19 protein-coding genes and 1 other annotated feature are annotated in these 18,435 nt (G+C 48.3%); of the genes, 1 reads left to right on the forward strand and 18 read right to left on the reverse strand.

The annotated features are described in order from the left end of the window. Nucleotides 1-4: 4 nt before the first annotated feature. The 12 genes from cstA to G9F50_RS08175 all read right to left on the reverse strand — a co-directional run bounded on the left by cstA (nt 5) and on the right by G9F50_RS08175 (nt 14,788). Nucleotides 5-1,801 carry a carbon starvation protein CstA gene (cstA, locus tag G9F50_RS08120; protein ID WP_012118141.1) on the reverse strand — a complete coding sequence of 599 codons (1,797 nt, stop codon included), beginning with the start codon at nt 1,799-1,801 and terminating at the stop codon, nt 5-7. A gap of 110 nt (nt 1,802-1,911) precedes the next feature. Beyond that, nucleotides 1,912-3,411: an arabinosylfuranosidase ArfA gene (arfA, locus tag G9F50_RS08125; protein WP_060562708.1), complete on the reverse strand. Its 1,500-nt coding sequence runs from the start codon at nt 3,409-3,411 to the stop codon at nt 1,912-1,914. Between the two features lie 18 nt (nt 3,412-3,429). Further along, a complete protein-coding gene (araQ, locus tag G9F50_RS08130; RefSeq protein ID WP_032871724.1) occupies nt 3,430-4,257 on the reverse strand; it encodes an arabinooligosaccharides ABC transporter permease AraQ in 828 nt (275 codons plus the stop codon). 18 nt (nt 4,258-4,275) lie between these two features. Further along, the gene (araP, locus tag G9F50_RS08135; protein WP_060562709.1) at nt 4,276-5,217 is read right to left on the reverse strand and encodes an arabinooligosaccharides ABC transporter permease AraP; all 942 of its coding nucleotides are present in this window, start codon (nt 5,215-5,217) and stop codon (nt 4,276-4,278) included. 41 nt (nt 5,218-5,258) lie between these two features. Next, on the reverse strand, nt 5,259-6,554 hold the full coding sequence (gene araN, locus G9F50_RS08140; RefSeq protein ID WP_060562710.1) for an arabinooligosaccharides ABC transporter substrate-binding protein AraN: 1,296 nt from the start codon (nt 6,552-6,554) through the stop codon (nt 5,259-5,261). A 31-nt stretch (nt 6,555-6,585) separates the two neighbouring features. Next, nucleotides 6,586-7,770: a sn-glycerol-1-phosphate dehydrogenase gene (locus G9F50_RS08145; protein WP_060562711.1), complete on the reverse strand. Its 1,185-nt coding sequence runs from the start codon at nt 7,768-7,770 to the stop codon at nt 6,586-6,588. Continuing rightward, nucleotides 7,767-8,573, reverse strand: coding sequence for a sugar-phosphatase AraL (locus G9F50_RS08150; protein WP_373859655.1), 807 nt, complete (start codon nt 8,571-8,573; stop codon nt 7,767-7,769). Before G9F50_RS08150 ends, G9F50_RS08145 begins: the two co-directional genes overlap by 4 nt. Next, nucleotides 8,551-9,240 (reverse strand): L-ribulose-5-phosphate 4-epimerase, encoded by a 690-nt coding sequence (araD, locus tag G9F50_RS08155; RefSeq protein ID WP_003152509.1) that lies wholly within the window; start codon nt 9,238-9,240, stop codon nt 8,551-8,553. The genes G9F50_RS08150 and araD overlap by 23 nt, the downstream gene beginning before the upstream one ends. After that, complete coding sequence (gene araB, locus G9F50_RS08160) at nt 9,233-10,918, reverse strand: ribulokinase (RefSeq protein WP_060562713.1); 1,686 nt, start codon at nt 10,916-10,918, stop codon at nt 9,233-9,235. The genes araD and araB overlap by 8 nt, the downstream gene beginning before the upstream one ends. A gap of 1 nt (nt 10,919) precedes the next feature. After that, complete coding sequence (gene araA, locus G9F50_RS08165; protein ID WP_165417726.1) at nt 10,920-12,413, reverse strand: L-arabinose isomerase; 1,494 nt, start codon at nt 12,411-12,413, stop codon at nt 10,920-10,922. 181 nt (nt 12,414-12,594) lie between these two features. Then, nucleotides 12,595-13,560, reverse strand: coding sequence for an arabinan endo-1,5-alpha-L-arabinosidase AbnA (gene abnA, locus G9F50_RS08170; RefSeq protein WP_012118149.1), 966 nt, complete (start codon nt 13,558-13,560; stop codon nt 12,595-12,597). Nucleotides 13,561-13,702: 142 nt separating this feature from the next. Continuing rightward, entirely contained in the window at nt 13,703-14,788 is a 1,086-nt protein-coding gene (locus G9F50_RS08175) for a M42 family metallopeptidase (RefSeq protein ID WP_007408096.1), read from the reverse strand. Nucleotides 14,789-14,971: 183 nt separating this feature from the next. Between G9F50_RS08175 and G9F50_RS08180 the strand changes: the two genes are divergently transcribed. Beyond that, a complete protein-coding gene (locus G9F50_RS08180) occupies nt 14,972-15,364 on the forward strand; it encodes a hypothetical protein (RefSeq protein ID WP_007408095.1) in 393 nt (130 codons plus the stop codon). A gap of 13 nt (nt 15,365-15,377) precedes the next feature. On the opposite strand, the gene G9F50_RS08185 is transcribed toward G9F50_RS08180, so the two are convergent. The 6 genes from G9F50_RS08185 to lrgA form a co-directional block, all read right to left on the reverse strand. Then, nucleotides 15,378-15,644: a DUF1294 domain-containing protein gene (locus G9F50_RS08185; RefSeq protein WP_060562715.1), complete on the reverse strand. Its 267-nt coding sequence runs from the start codon at nt 15,642-15,644 to the stop codon at nt 15,378-15,380. Between the two features lie 57 nt (nt 15,645-15,701). Further along, the gene (gene rplT / locus G9F50_RS08190) at nt 15,702-16,061 is read right to left on the reverse strand and encodes a 50S ribosomal protein L20 (protein WP_007613019.1); all 360 of its coding nucleotides are present in this window, start codon (nt 16,059-16,061) and stop codon (nt 15,702-15,704) included. Nucleotides 16,062-16,092: 31 nt separating this feature from the next. Beyond that, complete coding sequence (gene rpmI / locus G9F50_RS08195) at nt 16,093-16,293, reverse strand: 50S ribosomal protein L35 (RefSeq protein WP_003152493.1); 201 nt, start codon at nt 16,291-16,293, stop codon at nt 16,093-16,095. A gap of 12 nt (nt 16,294-16,305) precedes the next feature. Further along, entirely contained in the window at nt 16,306-16,827 is a 522-nt protein-coding gene (gene infC / locus G9F50_RS08200) for a translation initiation factor IF-3 (protein WP_071543361.1), read from the reverse strand. Nucleotides 16,828-16,885: 58 nt separating this feature from the next. Continuing rightward, nucleotides 16,886-17,016, reverse strand: a sequence feature (ribosomal protein L20 leader region). A gap of 181 nt (nt 17,017-17,197) precedes the next feature. Then, a complete protein-coding gene (gene lrgB / locus G9F50_RS08205; RefSeq protein ID WP_007408093.1) occupies nt 17,198-17,881 on the reverse strand; it encodes an antiholin-like protein LrgB in 684 nt (227 codons plus the stop codon). Nucleotides 17,882-17,893: 12 nt separating this feature from the next. Continuing rightward, the gene (lrgA, locus tag G9F50_RS08210) at nt 17,894-18,331 is read right to left on the reverse strand and encodes an antiholin-like murein hydrolase modulator LrgA (RefSeq protein ID WP_007408092.1); all 438 of its coding nucleotides are present in this window, start codon (nt 18,329-18,331) and stop codon (nt 17,894-17,896) included. Nucleotides 18,332-18,435: the final 104 nt, after the last annotated feature.

Below are 18,435 nucleotides of genomic sequence, written 5' to 3' on the forward strand. Positions count from 1 at the left end.
GGATTTATCCGGGTATTGAAGCTTCCAGTCTGGCACTCGGATCACGCCATACATTCGCCCATTTTTTCACAGCCGCAATGATAATCACAAGCCCAAGAATGAGCATGATAATGGATAAAACGCCATTCAGCACGTTGTATCCCGCCGCTTCGGGGTTCAAATACACATACCGCACCATCCAATAACCCGCATAGTTGACGGTCACGTACAAATAAGCGAGAGGAATCAGGCATGTCAGCATATAGCGCCGCTTATCCGCTATTTTTAATACGACGGTCGCACCGATAATTAAGCCGACAGACGCCATAAGCTGATTGGATACGCCGAACAGCGCCCAAATGGAGCTGATGTCGCCCGAATACAGAAGATAGCCCCACAGCAGGCAGGCGAGCGCGCTTGAGAAAATCGAGCCCGGCAGCCAGTCTGTTTTTTTCAGCGGCTTATAGACCTCTCCGAAAAACTCTTGAATCAAGTACCGGGCGACACGGGTTCCCGCATCAATCGCCGTTAAAATAAACACCGCTTCAAACATAATGACGAATTGAAAAAAGTATGAAGCCAAATGACTGAAAAACGGAATCTCCGTAAAGATATACGTCATTCCGACAGCAAGCGTAACAGCGCCGCCCGTTCTTCCTTCCAGACTGAGCCCGATTTCTTTACTCAATTCAGGCAGATGGACGACATTCATCCCGAGGGTGCGGAATATTTCAGGCGTGCTGTTAATAGCAAAATAGTCGGCGGGCTCGAGAGCGGCAGCTGCAATGAGCGCCATAATTCCGACGAGACATTCCACAAGCATCGCTCCGAAAGCAACCGGCTTTATATCACTCCATTTATCCAGCATTTTCGGTGTTGTGCCGGAACCGACAAATGCATGAAAACCCGAAATGGCGCCGCAGGCAATCGTTATTGAAATAAACGGCCAGACAGGACCCGCGATCACCGGCCCTCCGCCGTGAATAAACTCCGTTACGGCCGGAAATTTAATGGCGGGATTGACGAAAAAGACGCCCGCGATCAAAGCGGCAAAAACCCCGATTTTCATAAAACTGCTTAAATAGTCACGCGGAGCCAGCAAAAGCCAAACCGGAAGCGCCGCGGCGAAAAATGCATAGACAGGAAGCGCCACTGCAAGCGTTTTCGCATCCAGTGTCAGCATGTCCCCGAGAGCCGTTGTCTGCAGCCGCGGCCCGATGACAACACCGGCCATTAACAAAAGAAACCCGACAGTTGATGCGAGTTTGAGATTGCCCGTTTTTTTATAGTAGAGGCCGACCCCCATCGCGATCGGAATCGTAATCCCCACCGCAAACGTTCCCCACGGGTTTTTCTCAAGCGCGTGCAGCACAACCATGGACAGCCCCGCCATCGTGATCGTAATGATAAACAGCATCGAGAGACCCGTGCAAAAACCCGCCACCGGGCCGAGCTCTTCTTTGGCGACTTCAGAAAGCGTTTTCCCGTTTTTCCGCATTGATGCAAACAATACGACAATATCGTGCACGGCTCCTCCGATCACCGCCCCGATTAACAGCCATAAAAGCCCGGGCAGATAGCCGAACTGAGCTGCCAGAATCGGTCCGACAAGCGGGCCGGCAGCGGCGATTGCCGCGAAGTGGTGGCCGAATGACACCCACTTATTCGTTGGCACATAATCTTTCCCATCCTCAAGCACATGGGCCGGAGTCGGTGTCTGATCATTGATTTTTAATACTTTGACCATCATAAAGGTACCGTAAAGCCGATAGGCGATCGCCAGAATACATATAGACGCTATGACGATTGTAATCGCATTCATTTAATCCCAGCCCCTTTTCTCTTTTTCTAAATATTATCACAATTATCAGATAACGGGAGATGATTTTTGCGTAAAAAAAAGCCGGCGGCGCAGCCCGGCTTTTCGGAACATTATTTGCCTGATAAACGGATGACATTCCAGGACAGCGGAGTAAAATGAGCCGTTATCCCTTCAGCATTTGCCGAAGACGTTCCGTTTGAGTGAGGCGTGACTTCATTTCTGTTTTTTTGATTGGTCGCTTTCATATCCTGATGCTCCAGCACGATATGCTCAATGATGCGGTAATCTTCAAACCCCCTCAGTTTGATCTCCGTTTCCATCAGTTCCTTGCTTTTGTTGACGGCAAAAATGGTCAGTGCTTCATCCTCTTCATGGTAAACGGCCGCGGCATCAACATACGGCACATCCGTAAAGTCCGCCGAGTCGTATTTCGGGGAGGTGATCAGCAGCTTCATTGAAGTCCCTCTCCCGTATACAGAGGCGTGCATGTAAGGGTAAAAGATCGGCTGTCTCCATGCTTCTCCGCCCTTTTCGGTCATGATAGGCGCAATTACGTTGACAAGCTGGGCGAGACAGGCGATCTTTAGTCTGTCCGCATGCTGCAGCATCGTAATCAGCAGTGAACCGATCAACAGCGCATCTTCAAAATTGTAGATGTCTTCAAGAATCGGCCGGGCCGTAATCCATGGCTCCACTTTTTTATCCGCTTCATTTGAGTGATACCACACATTCCATTCATCTAAAGAAAGGTGAATCGTTTTTTTGCTGCGTTTTTTCGCTTTCATATAATCACATACGGCTGTGACGGATTTAATAAAATGGTCTAAATCCATCGACTTCGCCAAATAGTTCTCAAGATCATTTTCATGGTTGCCGTAATACGTATGCAGTGAGATGTAATCCACATGCTCGTACGTATGCTCAAGCACCTCGGCCTCCCACTCGATGAAGGACGGCATGCCGCTGTTTGAGCTTCCGCAAGCCACCAATTCGATCGTCGGGTCCGTCCATTTCATCACCTTTGCCGTTTCAGCGGCGAGCCGTCCGTATTCATGCGCCGTTTTATGACCGATCTGCCAAGGGCCGTCCATCTCATTTCCTAAGCACCATGTTTTGATGCCGTAAGGTTTTTCATATCCGTGCGATTTTCGTAAGTCGCTCCAGTATGATCCTTCAGGATGGTTGCAGTATTCGACGAGGTTCCGGGCGGCATCGATCCCTCTCGTCCCGAGATTGACCGCCATATTCACTTCGGCGTTCACTTTTTTCGCCCACGTTAAAAATTCATTCGTCCCTACTTCGTTCGTTTCTGTCGTCTGCCATGCCAAATCTAGCCTCCGCGGGCGGTCCTTCACCGGCCCGACGCCGTCTTCCCAATTGTATCCCGAGAGAAAATTCCCTCCCGGATAGCGGATGAACGGCACTTGCAACTCCTTGATTAACTCCTGCACGTCTGTTCTGAAACCGTCCTTGTCGGCTTTCGGGTGTCCGGGCTCATAAATGCCTTCATACACCGCCCGGCCCATATGTTCTATAAATGATCCGTACATCCGTTTGTCCACTTCACCGATGATATATTCTTTATCTGCTGTAATCCCCGCTTTTTTCATTATATTTCCTCCCTCTCTCTATCCCTTCACTCCGCCTACTGTGAGTCCGGAAATGAAGTATTTTTGGAAAAACAAGAATATGATGATCACCGGCAGTATCGCAAAAACGGACCCGGAAATCAGCATGTCATAGTTGTTGCCGTACGGACTCAGCAGCCCTGAAAGTCCGATTGGAAGCGTAAACATTTCTTTCGACCGAAGCACGATCAGCGGCCATAAAAAGTTATTCCAGCTGTTTAAAGATTGAAGAATGATCATTGCCCCGAATGCCGGTTTCATGAGCGGCGCCATAATTCTGAAAAAAATGCCGAATTCGGTGCAGCCGTCCATTCTCGCTGAATCAAGCAGATCCTTCGGAAGTCCGAGCGCATATTGCCGGAAAAAGAACACGGCGACAGGCGACACAATAAACGGCAGAATCACCCCAGTATAAGAATCGATCAAATGAAGACCCACCGTCAATTTGAACAACGGAAGCATCATCACTTCAAGAGGCACCATCATAATGATCAGCACAAGAACGAAAATAATATTTCTGCCTTTAAATTCGTAGACACCAAGTCCGTAGCCGATCAAAGAGGAAAAAAACAGCGTGAGAACCGTGGTGAGAACGCCGAGCAGCAGGCTGTTAAAAAACCATTTGAAATAAATGCTCCCCCCGTTGAACAAATAGGTGTAGTTATCAAGGCTCATCACATCCGGATCAAGACGCAGATTCAGCCCGATACGCATCAGCTCAGATGACGGCTTTAAAGAACCGAGCAATAGACAGATCATCGGAAAGATATACAACAGGCTCAGCATGATAAAAAACAAGGTAAACGCAACTCTGTACACGGAAGACATGTGATTGTTACGCAACGCTTATCCCTCCCCTTTAAACGAACCGGACAGTTTCAGTGAAACAAGACTGACTAGTAAGATGACAAGCAAAAGGACAATTCCGATTGCGGCCCCGTACCCCATTTCGTTGTATGCAAGCCCCTGCTGATATAAATAACCGACAAGCGTGAGGCCGATATTGCCCGGGGAATTATTCTGCCAAAGCACATAGCTTTCCTCAAACATTCTGAAACCGCCGATAATACTGATCGTTAACACATAAACGGACACCGGCTTTAAAAATGGAAGGGTAATATGCCGGAACTTTTTCCACGTACTCGCCCCGTCAATTTCAGCCGCTTCATACAATTCTTTCGGCACGTTTTGCAATCCCGCCAGAAAGTAAAGAATGTTAATCCCCATCCACCTCCATGACGCAAGCAGCACCATTAAAAACATGCCGGTGCCTTTGTTGTTGAGCCAGTTTTGGGGTGATGCGCCAAGCTTCATCATCAGCTCGTTTGCAAGCGACGTATTCATTTCTCCGAACATCAGACGGAAAATAATCCCCGCTACGATCGTCGATGTTAAAGCCGGTACAAACAGAGCCGATTTAAACACATTTCTGAACCTGACGAGCTTCGAATTCAGAATCACCGCCAAAAGAAGCGGCACCGGAATCAGCACAATCAGCGTCCAGAAGGTATATTCCAATGTGTTAAATAATGCCGTATAAAAGGTTGGATTAAGAAGAGCGGTATAATTGGAAAACCCGACAAATGTAATTTCTTCCGGCAGTATCCGTTGAAAGCTCATGATAAACACGCTGATAATCGGATACAAAAAGAAAACGAGAAACGAAATGATAAATGGCGCCGTAAAAAGATAAGGCGCCGCTTTTTTTGAATACAGCACATTGCGCCGGCGCGGCTTCTTCCGGACTGCAGAAACGGTTTGCGCTGTCTCTGTCTTTACAGGTCTCATAAAAGCTCCCCCGCTTTCACTGTTAAATAGGGCGGCTTCTCCTATTTCTCTAATTGCTCTGCCGCCTCGTCCAAGGCTTCCTTAGGTGTTTTTTCCTGCGTCTTCAGCGCATCGAACAGCACTTGTCTGACAACGAGATCAGCCGCTTTAGAGAAGTCTTCATGCAGATAAATCGGATTGATCTCATCTTTTATTTCAAGGAGCGAGGAAAAAATTGACGTACCGTTCCGGAAGAAATCCGTGTACTTGTTTTTCTTCTTCAATTCTTTTGAATCCCACACGTCCCAGCGGAGCGGGTCAAAGCCGAGCACCGTCCAAAGCTTTATATTCCCTTCCTTCGAACCTTTCGCAAAACCGAGAAATTCTTTCGCGAGCTTCAGATGTTCAGCCTGCTTCGGCACGACGGTGGCTGTTCCGCCTAAACCCGCTGATCTGTCACCGCCTTCTTTCCAGGCCGGCATAGGGTAAATCGCCATTTTTCCTTTTAAATCAGGCATATAATCGATAAACCGTCCCATGTACCAAATGGGCATCAGCACTGAGGCTGCCCCGCCCTGATTCATAAAACCGTAGTATTCTTCGCTGTGATGGCCGCCGCCGGGAGCCGGCAGAAGGGTTTTATCATTTACCATGTCCTTTACATAATTCAGTGTGTCTGTATTCGTCTTGCTGTTCAGAATCAATTTTCCGTTTTTGCTGTAGTAGCCTGACCCTTGCTGCGAAATCATGGATAGGAATGTGGCGGAGTCGTTTGTTTCAACCGTTCCCATCGGTTTCCCAGCGGTCTCACGCACTTTTTTCCCTGCCCGCCGGTAATCTTCCCATGTCTTAATGGAGGCGGGATCAACGCCCGCTTTTTTCATGATATCCATGTTGTAAAACATGACGGTCGTCCCCACATGTGTATCAAGGCCGTACAATTTTCCGTTTTTGCTGTATAAGGCCAGACGCGCTTCCACAAACTTATCGCGGTCTTTTTCAATCAGCGGCGTCAGATCGGCAAGCGGGATATCCTTCCCCTTCAGAAAGTTCGAGAACCGGCTTAATTCCACGTCGGCTATATCGGGAAGCCCCTCACCCGCGATCAGCGAAACCGATAAATTATCATGCATTTGTCCATAAGGATAAACAACGGTATTCAGCTTGATTTTGCGATCCGGATATTTCTGATTCCATTCTTTGACCATTTCCTGATAAAACTGTTCGTGCAGACCGTTAAACGTCCAAAACGTCAGCTCTGTTTCTCCCGGCCGGCCGGCAGTCCGTTCTTGTGAACAGCCGGCGGTAAACAAGAAGAGCATCATCAGCACCAAACATACAGCGGTCGTTTTTTTCATGTCATTACCCCTTCCACTTTAGGCCGTGCGGCTATTGATGCAAATGATGTGCAAAGAGCGCTGCATTTTCATTTATGATGGTTAAACCGGTATAACGGTCTCGCAGTGTGTGCGCATGCTTAAGCGCATCGCTGACAAGGTCCTGTTTTACACCGATCTCATCGAAACAGGCGGGACCTCCCGCAGATGCGAGCCACCCGGCAATTGTCTTGCCGTCGGGAAGCCCTTCATATGCAGATTGAATCGCCTCGCGAAAGTGCGGCGGCAGTTCAGCAAGCTTTTCGTGACAAGCCAGTTCTTTGTAAATATCACTCAGCACCGCGCACGCACAGCCGACCTTCGCACCATGGAGAATCGGAGGCTGTTTTGCCTTCAGCATTTCCATCTCAATCCAATGCGAGATGTGATGTTCTCCTCCTGAGGCGGGGCGGGAGTGGTCAAGCGCAAGCATGACAAGACCCGAAACGATCAGCGCTTCCATCAGTATCTGAATGCCGGCCTCCGTTCCCATGGCAATGTCAGCGCGGTGATCAATGCACTGCCAAAGCGCGTCTTTCACAAGCTTCGCCCCGGCTTCTGAGTACGGCTCACCCGCAAGCCTGCGGGAAATCTCCCAATCTGCCAGCGATGTTATTTTTCCGAGCATGTCTCCGAAGCCCGCGGCTGTCATTGAACGGGGCGCTTCTTTTAATACATTCGTATCCGCAAATAAGGCGATCGGCGCTTTCGTTTGAATCGTCGTTTTGATTCCGTTTAATATGAGCGGCGCTCCCGCCGACGTAAAACCGTCGACTGACGGAGCGGTGGGGAATGAGATAAACGGCAATCCGCGCTGGTAGGCGGCAAACCGCGTAATGTCGTGAATCGTTCCTGAACCGGCCGCAATGATGACATCCGTCTCTTCCGCGAGATTGATCAGCGTATAGACCAATGTCCTCTCATCAGCCGCGGCGGCCCCGGCTTCATGCTCCGGAATGATGACTTTTGACGCTTTGATCCCGCCTGCCCTCAATTCGTCCGCAAGCAGACGCCCCGCCGCCTCGTACGTGTTCCGGTCACAGACGATGACCGGATGATTCCAGCATTTTTTTTGCAGAAATCTGAGAAGCTCTTCTTTTGCATTCGCCCCGATCACGATATCTTCTATTTGAATCGGTGAGCGGCTGGCCCCTTCCTTGTCAAACTCGGATTGAATGTCCTCAGGAGAACGTTTCATAAAAGGGTTCCCTCCTTCGCTAATTCTGTCAGGTCTTTAATAGAATCAAGGACGATGTCAGGTTCATATAGACGGGGCTCCCCAAGTTTGGCCGACCCCGTCAGAACCAATACGCTTTTCATCCCATACAGGCTGCCCATTGCGATGTCTGATTCGAGGCTGTCTCCGATAATGGCGCATTCCTCAGGGGGAAGTCCGAGCGCTTCACATGCCGCCTCAGCCATCAGCCAAGACGGTTTGCCGATGACAAGCTCCGTTTTTGCTCCGGCGGATGCTTCAATAGCCCCGATCATTCCCGCGACGTCCATGGCATGGCCGCCTTCATTCGGAAAGGAGCGGTCCCGGTTCGTGGCGATGATGCGCGCGCCGGAGGAAGCCGCCTTAAAAGCGAGATTCAGATCCTCATAGGTGACGGTTTCATGCAGGGAGATGACAAGCCAGTCTGCCGCCTGCGGGTTTTGCGCCAGGGCGACACCCGCTAAAGCGAGTTCATCAGTCAGCCCTTTCTCTCCTAACACCCACACCTTTGACAAAGGATAATGCTTCTTTAAAAATGATGCCGTCACACTGGAGGACAGCACGATGCTCCGTTCATCCGTGCGGATACCGGCACCCAGCAGTTTCTTTCGGCACATTGCTCTTGATAGATTGCCGCGGTTGCTTAAAAAGACAACGGCTTTGCCCAGTGACTGAAGGGTATGAACGGCTTCTTTTGCGCCGTCAATCAGCTCCCGCCCCCTGAATACGGTTCCGTCTAAATCAATCAGAAACCCGGCTGCGTCAAGTTTGGCCATAATAAGCATTCGCCCCGTGTTTTCTGTAAAAATGCTTATCATGCAGCACTCTGTCGATCGGACTGAGCTGTTTGTTCAGCATAAGCGAATGGTAGGCCATTTCCGCTACCGTTTCGAGCACAACGGCGTTATGCAGGGCATTCAGCGCGTCCGTTCCCCAGCAGAACGGGCCGTGGCTGTGGACGAGGACACCCGGATTTTGTTCATACGGTTCGTTTTGAAAAGTTTCGGCTATGACTTTGCCTGTATGATATTCGTAATCTTTCACAATTTCTTCTTCATACATTTCCCTCGTGCAGGGTATAGCGCTTTCAAAGTAATCCGCGTGAGTCGTTCCGAGAGCGGGTATGTCTCTTCCGGACTGCGCCCAGCTCGTCGCCCAGCGGGAGTGCGTATGAACGATTCCGCCGATAGCCGGAAACGCTTTATACAGATAAAGATGGGTCGGCGTGTCAGAAGACGGTTTCAGCGAGCCTTCGAGAATGTCTCCGTCCTCATTCAGGACGACCAGTTTGTCAGCGGTCAGCTCACTGTAATCGACACCGCTCGGTTTAATGACGATTCTCCCGCTCTCTCTGTCAATGCCGCTGACATTCCCCCATGTAAACGTGACAAGGTTATGTTCCTCAAGCTTCAGATTGGCGGCGAGCACTTCTTCTTTTAACGCTTCAAGCATGGCGGCTCCCCCCTTTCGCAAAATCACGGTTTTTAATGGCTTTCAGGCGTTTCATGACATTGTTTTCTTTGCCGAAGTAGTGTACGAGCTCTTTATATTCCGCATATAAGCTGTCATAAATCTCAGCTCTTTCCCGGTTCGGGGCATAAAAGCCGTCTTTTAATTTCCCCATATGCGCACATGCTTCAGCAATATTGGAGAATCCCCCGTTTTCCCGTCCCGCGGCGAGCGCTCCGAAAATCGCGGAGCCCAGTGCCGGCGCCTGCGGAGACCCGGATAATTTAATGTCCATATTTGTGACGTCTGCATAAATCTGCATGACAAACGGATTTTTTTCGGCGATTCCTCCGGCTGCGTAAAGCTCCTCGACCGGAACGCCGTTTTCCCGAAACGTTTCGATAATCATCCTCGTTCCGAACGCCGTCGCTTCAATCAATGCCCTGTAGATTTCTTCCGGCTTCGAGTGCAGCGTCATGCCGAGCATCATGCCTGTCAAATCGGCGTCCACCAAGGTTGACCGGTTTCCGTTCCACCAGTCAAGCGCGAGAAGGCCGCTTTCCCCCGGAACAAGTACAGCTGCTTTTTTGCTGAGCAGCTCGTGAATGTCTATGTGTTTATCCTCAGCTTCCTTCTCATAGTCTCTCGGAACGCACGTTTTGACGAACCATTCAAAGTGGTCGCCGACACAGGACTGTCCCGCTTCATATCCCGCATATCCGGGCAAGATGCCGTTATTGACGACCCCGCACATACCGGGGACGATATGTTCTTCCTCGCCGAGCAGCACATGGCAGGTAGACGTTCCCATAATCATCAGCATTTTCCCCGGCTCTGTAATACCGACCGCGGGCACTGACACGTGGGCGTCGACATTGGCGACGGCAACGGCCGTCCCCGGCAGAAGCCCGGTCAGCTCCGCCATTTTTTCGGTCAAACCTCCTGCCTTTCCCCCGACTGAATAAATGGTGCCGCTTAATTTATCTTTTGTAATCGTTTTCATTAACGGGTTGAGCTTTTCAAAAAAATGATCCGGCGGATACCCCGTCTCCTCATTCCAGATTGCTTTGTAGCCGGCCGTGCAGTTGCTTCGCTTCAATGAACCGCACAATTGATAGACGATCCAGTCTGCCGCTTCCACAATCCGATCTGCCGCCTCGTATATATGCGGCGCTTCTTCCGCGATTTGCATGATTTTCGGGATCATCCATTCAGAAGAAATTTTACCGCCGTATCTTTTAAGGAATGTTTCTTTTGTGTCTTCGGCAATCGTGTTCAAACGGTCTGCATGTTTTTGAGCCGCATGATGCTTCCACAGCTTCACATAACTGTGGGGCTCCCGTTCAAATTCCGGCAGCATACAAAGCGGCTGCCCCGCGACGTCTATCGGCAAAATCGTGCAGGCGGTAAAATCAATTCCTATGCCGATCACGTCTTTTGGATCAGCGCCCGCCTCTTGAAGCAGGTTCGGAATCGCCGTTTCCAGAACTTCGATATAATCGGCAGGATGCTGAAGCGCCCAGTCCCGAGGGAGTTTTTCACCCGTCTTCGGCAGCGTGCGGTCGATGACGGCATGAGTGTATTCTTTTACCGCAGACGCGATTTCTTCGCCCGTGCGGACATTGACAAGCACCGCCCGGCCGGACAATGTGCCGAAATCAACACCAATCGTATACGCCATATCAATTCCCTCCCAACCGGTATAATACGTCATTCCATTTCAGCTCTTTTTTCAGCTCATGTATTTCGGTATTGCGGGAAATAAAGATGCTTTCAATGCCTGCCATCTCAGCCCAGTCAAGCATCTGTTCAGCCGTAAGCCGGAAAGACATACAAGTATGATGGGCGCCTCCCGCCAAAATCCATGCTTCCGCAGCTGTTTTCAGCGATGGCTCCGGCTTCCATAGCACCCGCGCCACAGGGAGATTCGGCATATCATGATCAATTTCCCTGCCTTCCGCTTCATTCAGAATGAGACGGAATCGCCCGCCGATATCAATGATGCTGGCGATGATGGCTGAACCGCCGATTCCGTTAAAGACCAACCGGGCCGGATCTTCCTTCCCTCCGATTGAGAGAGGATGGACTTCGATTTTCGGCTGATCAAGGGCGATCGTCGGACATACTTCAAGCATATGTGATCCGAGAATCATCGCACGCCCCGGTTCAAAATGGTACGTATAATCTTCCATGAAGGAGGTTTGTTCTCCGTCCGCCATTATTTTCATCATTCGCACAAGGGCAGCCGTTTTCCAATCGCCTTCACCGGCAAATCCGTACCCTTTTTCCATGAGACGCTGAACGGCAAGACCCGGAAGCTGCTTCATTCCGTGCAAAACTTCAAAGGAGGTCGAAAACGCTGTATATCCGCCCCGTTCGAGAAAGGCCGTTAATCCGAGTTCAATTTTCGCCTGTTCTTTAATGGAAGCAACTTTTGCTTCATCCCGTTTTGATTCGCCGCTGATGACATACAATTTGTCGTATTCCTCATAAAGCGCCTCAATTTCTGCGTCGGTGACGTTGTTCATCACCTCGGTAAGATCGCCGATTCCGTACCCGTCAACCTGCCAGCCGAATTGGATGTGGGCGCCGACTTTGTCTCCGTCAGTAACCGCCACATTCCGCATATTATCGCCGAACCGGGCTACTTTAATATTCCTGCTTTCATTCCAGGCGGCAGAAGTGTTCATCCATTGCGAAATGTCATGTTTGACTTCCTCATCATCCCAATAGCCTGCGATGACTTTTCTCGTCTGCCCCATTCTTGACTGGATATACCCGTATTCCCGGTCTCCATGAGCGGATTGGTTGCTGTTCATAAAGTCCATATCAATCGTTTCCCACGGGATGTCGCGATGATATTGAGTATGCAGATGAAGCATCGGCTTTTGAAAAGCGGAAAGACCTTCAATCCACATTTTCGCAGGGGAAAATGTATGCATCCATGTCACGACCCCGGCACAGTTTTCTTGATACTGCGCTTCCCGCAAAACCTCTCTGATCGTTTCAGATGACGTGACAACCGGTTTATGCCTGATCTTGTATCTTGATGACACCCCGCTGAGGCCGTCACATATCCCCTTTGCGTGTTTATCGACAAGCTGCAGCGTTTCCTCTCCGTATAAGTGCTGGCTTCCCGTTACAAACCAAAATTCATATTCTTTGTTCTGAAGCACATTCATTTCCCCTTCCCATCAAAATAAAGCGCTTGCATTTTTAAAAATATACGTACGAATATAAAATATAAAACTTTTATCCTTTTATTTGTACGAACAATTTTATTATAGTTAAGGAGGAATCAAACTGTCAATCTTTTATTGCAAGTAAAAAGCCGGACACACATGCCCGGCTGATCAATTAATAGGAAGGCCAGCCTGAACTCCAATCAATATCATTGATGAGCATCTTCGGAATTCCGCTGTTTTCGGCATCATACGCATGACGCACTAAAATATTCCCGTTCACAATGTCTTGGCCGCCCGGGCCTTTCCAGCGGTCATTGCCGGAGTCAAGAATCGTTCCTCCGCCTTCTGACATGCTTTTCCCGCTTTTATCGAGATATGGGCCGGTGATGCTTTTGGATCTTCCATAAGCGATTTTGTACGTACTATTCACGCCTGAACAGCATTTATCAAACGACACCATTAAGTAATAGTAGCCGTTCTGGTAGGTGATGGCCGGCGCTTCCAGAGCTCCGCCGTTATTCGGTCTGGCAGCGATGGAATAAAGTGATCCCGTCGGTTTCATTGTATTTTTATCAAGCTTTGTCAGCTTAATGCCGCTCCAAAAAGAACCGAAGGCAAGCCAAGGGTTTCCGTCTTTATCAATTGTCAGCTCCGGATCAATTGCATTGTAGTTATCGGCGCTTGTTGAACGGATGACGAGCCCTTCGTCCTTCCAGTTTCCCGAACTGAGGCTTGTAGATGATGCAAGACCGATCGCGGAGGTATTTTTGCCGAATGAAGAAACGGCATAATACAGCCAATACTTTCCGTTAAAATATTGAACATCGGGGGCCCATTGATTCAGCCCGTAATTCGGCACATAATTGCCCCACCATGACAGCGGGGAAGTAAAGATTGATTTCTGAACGGTCCATACGCCGCCGCTGCCCGCCTTTAAGACGCGAAGCCCCCTCTCCCCTTCCAAACCGGTTCCGAAAGCGTACCACGTGTTTCCTTCCTTCGCCATTGTCGGATCGTGCAGCAATTCATTTGATGCCCCCCAAAACGCGGCAGATGCCGGAGATGAAGACATCAGCAGCAGACCGGCTGTAACGGCTGCGCATGAAAAGCGGATCATGCGTCTGAATCTGTTTTTCATTTGTAAACCCTCCCCTTTTTTAAAGCGCTTTCAAAAACGTGTTGTAAGATTTTTCTATGTCTTCTCTTATTGTAGACGCAGGGCTCATATTTGTACAGACAAAAAAAAGAATCTGCTTAAAAAAGCAGATTCTTCCGTATCTTTATTGATAAGTAATACGGTCAACCGTTTCCCGGTCTAATTTTTTAATCACTTCTGTGATCAATTTTACCGTATTCTCATAATCATCCCGATGCAAAATAGCGGCATGAGTGTGAATGTAGCGCGTCGCAATCGTAATGGACAGCGCCGGCACTCCGTTTGCGGTTAAATGAATGGAACCTGAATCCGTGCCCCCTCCGGCAATGGAATCGAATTGATACGGAATTCCCGCTTCTTCCGCCGTGTTCACGACAAGGTCGCGCAGCCCTTTGTGAGATACCATTGACGCGTCATACAGAATAATTTGCGGCCCTTCACCGATTTTGCTTTGTGCCTCTTTTTCAGAAATTCCCGGTGTATCTCCGGCAATTCCGACATCCACACCGAACGCGATATCAGGCTGAATCGTATGTGCCGCTGTTTTCGCCCCGCGAAGCCCGACTTCTTCCTGAACCGTTCCGACCCCGTATACTTCATTCGGATGATCGCTGTTTTTCAGATTTTTTAATACATCGATGGCAATCGCGCAGCCGATACGGTTGTCCCATGCCTTCGCCAATAAATGTTTTTCATTGTTCATCACTGTAAATTCAAAATACGGCACAATCTGGTCACCCGGAAGAACGCCCCATTCCATTGCTTCTTCACGGCTGGACGCCCCGATATCGATGAACATCTCTTTAATATCGGCGGCTTTTTTTCTGGCGTCAGGAGGCAGAATGTGAGGCGGTTTCGAACCGATGATCCCCGTGATGTCCCCTTTTTTTGTCACGACGGTGACGCGCTGGGCCAGCATGACCTGAGACCACCAGCCGCCGACGGTTTGAAAGCGGAGAAAGCCTTTATCAGTGATTTGCGTCACCATAAAACCGACTTCGTCTAAATGCCCTGAGATCATGATTTTCGGACCGTTTTCTTTGCCGGTTTTTTTGGCGATTAAGCTTCCCAGCCGGTCTGTTGTGACATCATCAGCAAATGGTTCTATGTATGATTTCATCACTTGTCTTACTTCTCTCTCATTTCCCGGTATCCCTTTTGCATCCGTTAACGCTTTCAGCATGGTGAGCGTTTCATCTAATTTTGTCATCAATAAACCTCCTTTTTTTCACTACCCTTCTTATTATACAAAACCAATGCTGAAGCATACGATTAATTCGCCTGAAAAACGGGTAAATGTTTTTATCTATTTCTTTTAAAAAAATGAAACCTTTTGTTTTGTTTTTCGTATTACATCAGATCATGACAAAGGTGAGGAGGTGCCTTCACACATATGGCCATTACAGTATTGAGGATTGTCTTGCTTGCACTTCTTATTTATTTTATTTACATGGGCGTCAAATTCTACGCAAACCCGAAAAGAAGGCTCAGACTGGCGCAATCAAAAGAGAATTTTTATTTTATTGACGAACAGAAAAACACGCGAAAAAATCTCCAGCTTACTTATAAAGGAGTGCTCTTTGAAGGAGAAAAGCATATCCCTTCCAAAGATCATCCGCTGTTTATTCATACGATATTTGTATGGACCGAAAATCCGGAAAAGCTGAACCGCTTTTCTGCAGGTGATTTTGAAGAAGTCGAAAAAAAGGTATTGGAGCGGTATCCGAATTGCAAGATTGATTGGGACCAGCCCATCAAAAAAGCGAAAAAAGCAGGCGAGCGATAAGCTCTCCTGCTTTTTATGTTTTATACACCAAATACATCAGCACAAGGGCGGCTTCAGTGAGAAAAAGCAGCGGCACCCCGTATAAAAAGGATTTGTGTTTCGTCTTATGCCTGAAGGTGCGCATGCCGATCCATACGCCGAGTGAGCCGAACATGGCGGCTGTGAGCCATATTCGTTTCTCTGATATTCTCCACCTGTGCGCCTTTGCTCTTCTTTTATCAGCGCCCATGATCCAAAAGCCGTATCCGTTTATCAATACGGCGTAAATGAAGAGAGCCATTGATTGTCACCCTTTACGTAAAAAAACCGCTCCCGGAAAGAGAGCGGCTTTTTCAACTTACTTGTCTAACTGAGCTTTAGCAGCATCAGCAAGCTGATTGAAAGCAGTAAGATCGTTTACAGCAAGATCAGCAAGCATTTTGCGGTTTACTTCGATGCCTGAAAGCTTAAGACCGTGCATTAAACGGCTGTAAGAAAGACCGTTCATACGTGCAGCAGCGTTGATACGAGTGATCCAAAGCTTACGGAAATCACGTTTTTTCTGACGGCGGTCACGGAATGCATAGTTTCCTGATTTCATGACCTGCTGGTTTGCTACTTTGTATAATCTATGTTTTGAACCGAAATAACCTTTTGCTAATTTAAGAACCTTTTTACGACGCTGACGCGACACAGTTCCGCCTTTTACTCTTGGCATTATATTTCCCTCCTAATTGTTCCTTGTCCGATTACTTGATGTTAGCAAGCTGTTGTTTGATGCGTTTGAAGTCTCCTGCGCTCACAATAGCACCCTTGCGAAGCTTACGCTTTTGCTTTTGGGATTTGTTGGCGAATAAGTGACTTGTGTATGCATGAGAACGTTTTAACTTCCCAGAACCTGTCTTTTTAAAACGTTTAGCAGATCCGCGGTGAGTTTTCATTTTTGGCATGGGATTTCCTCCTTATTGCTTTTCGTTTTTCGGCGCGAGCATTAAGAACATGCTGCGGCCGTCCATTTTTGGTTTTGTTTCGACTGTCGCAACTTCCGCACATGCTTCAGAGAAACGGTCCAATACGCGCTGGCCGATTTCTTTATGAGTGATTGCGCGCCCTTTAAAGCGGATAGAAGCTTTCACTTTATCGCCTTTTTCAAGGAATTTAATCGCATTGCGCAATTTCGTGTTAAAGTCATGCTCATCGATCGTCGGACTTAATCTAACTTCTTTTAAGTTAATGATTTTTTGATTTTTGCGTGCTTCTTTGTCCTTTTTCTGCTGCTCGAATCTGAACTTACCGTAGTCCATGATGCGGCAGACAGGCGGTTTTGCATTTGCTGCAACTAACACAAGGTCAAGATTTGCGCGGCCGGCGATTTCAAGTGCTTCCTGACGGGACTTGATGCCGAGCTGATCGCCATTTTGTCCGATCAGACGAACTTCACGTGCACGGATACCCTCATTAACCAATTGATCTTTGCTAATAATGAGCCACCTCCATAGTTTCTTCGAATTGATTCACAACGCTTGTTGACTGCATTCTGCAGGCAAACAAAAAGTGCGGGCATGACAACACACCCACACTACGAACATCTGCATAAATAAAAATGTACGGTCAACCTGCCAACTACATGAATGTGTCAATCAGGTGAGAAGCGGGTGCCTCTGCTTGTGATTTATATTCAATTCAATAACTATTCTACACAATACCGGATCATTAGTCAAGAATGACTTCTCCGGATCAACTTTTTCATTTTAACACGATGCCGGGGCGAGCGCAAGGAAAAATGTGAAATTTCGTTCTTTGCCGCACGCGGACGTGCCAACACAATAAAAAAACCCGGGTCTATGGCCGGGTTTATCCTCCGATAAGCTGAACGAATACCGGAATGACCAGCACCGTCACCACTCCTACGACGACAACCGCGATACTTGCCATTGCCGCTTCTACTTCCCCCATCTCAATACCGACCGCAACACCGAGTGCGTGTCCTGATGTGCCGAGAGCCAGTCCCTTAGAGATCGGGTGTTTCACTTTAAACAATTTTAAGAATAGAGCGCCCAGAGCATAGACGATAACGGCGTTGAAAATAACGGCGAAAGCGGTGATGTCGGTGATGCCGCCGATTCCTTTTGACAGCGGAAGGGCAATTGCCGTTGTCGCCGCCTGCGGAAGCATGCTTTTCATAACGGCTGCGTCAAGATGAATGCCTTTTGCGATCAAATAGACAATCGTGACTGAGCAGATAGAGCCGACAATGATAGAAGACATGATCTGCCACCAGTATTTTTTCAGTTTGTCACGCTGTTTGTATAAAGGGATCGCAAAAGCGATCGTCGCGGGCTCCAGGAAGAATTTAATAATGTCTCCCCCGCTTTTATAATCTTCATATGAAAAACCGCCGAGCTTCAGAAAAAGGATTCCAAGCACCATCGCGACAAACAGCGGGGTGAAGAGGAAAAAGCCTCTCGTTTTTTTAAATAAATACGTGCCGATGCCAAAGGCCGCAAGTGAAACGACAATACCGAAATATGGACTCATCCGATTTCCCTCCTAATGCTGCACAAGTTCTTTTTCCTGATTGGAACGGCGCACCGTTTGTTTTTCAGGGGCTGCCTTCTGACGTTTTTGGCTGACAGACAAGATCAGCTGAGAAAAAAGGCCCGTCGCCCCTAACAGAATGATGGTGGCGAGTAAAATGACGAGTGCGATCTGCACGCCGTACTGCTGCATGACGCCAAGTGAATTCATCACGGAGATGCCCGACGGGACAAATAAAAATCCGATCAGTGACGTTAATGATGTTCCCAGCGTTTCTACTTGTTCAAGCTTAATCACTTTCAGGCATAAGAGGACAAATAATAACACCAAACCTACTACGGAAGCGGGTATAGGAATGGGGACAATCGCTGCAATCCCATTAGATATGAGCATAATTACGGCAAAAATAAATGCTTGTGTCAGAAATCCGTACACTTTTTTCGCACTCATTTTCTTCACCTCTTTCTCTTTGTTAGGTCCATTATAAAAGAGAAATCGCCTTTTAAAGCGCTTTCATAACAAACGGCTGAATATTCATTCTGAAATGCAAAAAA

The sequence above is a fragment of the Bacillus sp. EKM206B genome (genome assembly GCF_011066015.1).
Lineage (GTDB): Bacteria > Bacillota > Bacilli > Bacillales > Bacillaceae > Bacillus > Bacillus velezensis.

What these genes read in the sequence shown, in the direction of transcription:
- cstA (WP_012118141.1), bottom strand. Translation starts at nt 1,801, where the DNA reads ATGAATGCGATTACAATCGTCATAGCGTCTATATGTATTCTGGCGATC.
- arfA (WP_060562708.1), bottom strand. Translation starts at nt 3,411, where the DNA reads ATGAAAAAAGCGGGGATTACAGCAGATAAAGAATATATCATCGGTGAA.
- araQ (WP_032871724.1), bottom strand. Translation starts at nt 4,257, where the DNA reads ATGTCTTCCGTGTACAGAGTTGCGTTTACCTTGTTTTTTATCATGCTG.
- araP (WP_060562709.1), bottom strand. Translation starts at nt 5,217, where the DNA reads ATGAGACCTGTAAAGACAGAGACAGCGCAAACCGTTTCTGCAGTCCGG.
- araN (WP_060562710.1), bottom strand. Translation starts at nt 6,554, where the DNA reads ATGAAAAAAACGACCGCTGTATGTTTGGTGCTGATGATGCTCTTCTTG.
- G9F50_RS08145 (WP_060562711.1), bottom strand. Translation starts at nt 7,770, where the DNA reads ATGAAACGTTCTCCTGAGGACATTCAATCCGAGTTTGACAAGGAAGGG.
- G9F50_RS08150 (WP_373859655.1), bottom strand. Translation starts at nt 8,573, where the DNA reads ATGCTTATTATGGCCAAACTTGACGCAGCCGGGTTTCTGATTGATTTA.
- araD (WP_003152509.1), bottom strand. Translation starts at nt 9,240, where the DNA reads ATGCTTGAAGCGTTAAAAGAAGAAGTGCTCGCCGCCAATCTGAAGCTT.
- araB (WP_060562713.1), bottom strand. Translation starts at nt 10,918, where the DNA reads ATGGCGTATACGATTGGTGTTGATTTCGGCACATTGTCCGGCCGGGCG.
- abnA (WP_012118149.1), bottom strand. Translation starts at nt 13,560, where the DNA reads ATGAAAAACAGATTCAGACGCATGATCCGCTTTTCATGCGCAGCCGTT.
- G9F50_RS08175 (WP_007408096.1), bottom strand. Translation starts at nt 14,788, where the DNA reads ATGACAAAATTAGATGAAACGCTCACCATGCTGAAAGCGTTAACGGAT.
- G9F50_RS08180 (WP_007408095.1), top strand. Translation starts at nt 14,972, where the DNA reads ATGGCCATTACAGTATTGAGGATTGTCTTGCTTGCACTTCTTATTTAT.
- G9F50_RS08185 (WP_060562715.1), bottom strand. Translation starts at nt 15,644, where the DNA reads ATGGCTCTCTTCATTTACGCCGTATTGATAAACGGATACGGCTTTTGG.
- rplT (WP_007613019.1), bottom strand. Translation starts at nt 16,061, where the DNA reads ATGCCAAGAGTAAAAGGCGGAACTGTGTCGCGTCAGCGTCGTAAAAAG.
- rpmI (WP_003152493.1), bottom strand. Translation starts at nt 16,293, where the DNA reads ATGCCAAAAATGAAAACTCACCGCGGATCTGCTAAACGTTTTAAAAAG.
- lrgB (WP_007408093.1), bottom strand. Translation starts at nt 17,881, where the DNA reads ATGAGTCCATATTTCGGTATTGTCGTTTCACTTGCGGCCTTTGGCATC.
- lrgA (WP_007408092.1), bottom strand. Translation starts at nt 18,331, where the DNA reads ATGAGTGCGAAAAAAGTGTACGGATTTCTGACACAAGCATTTATTTTT.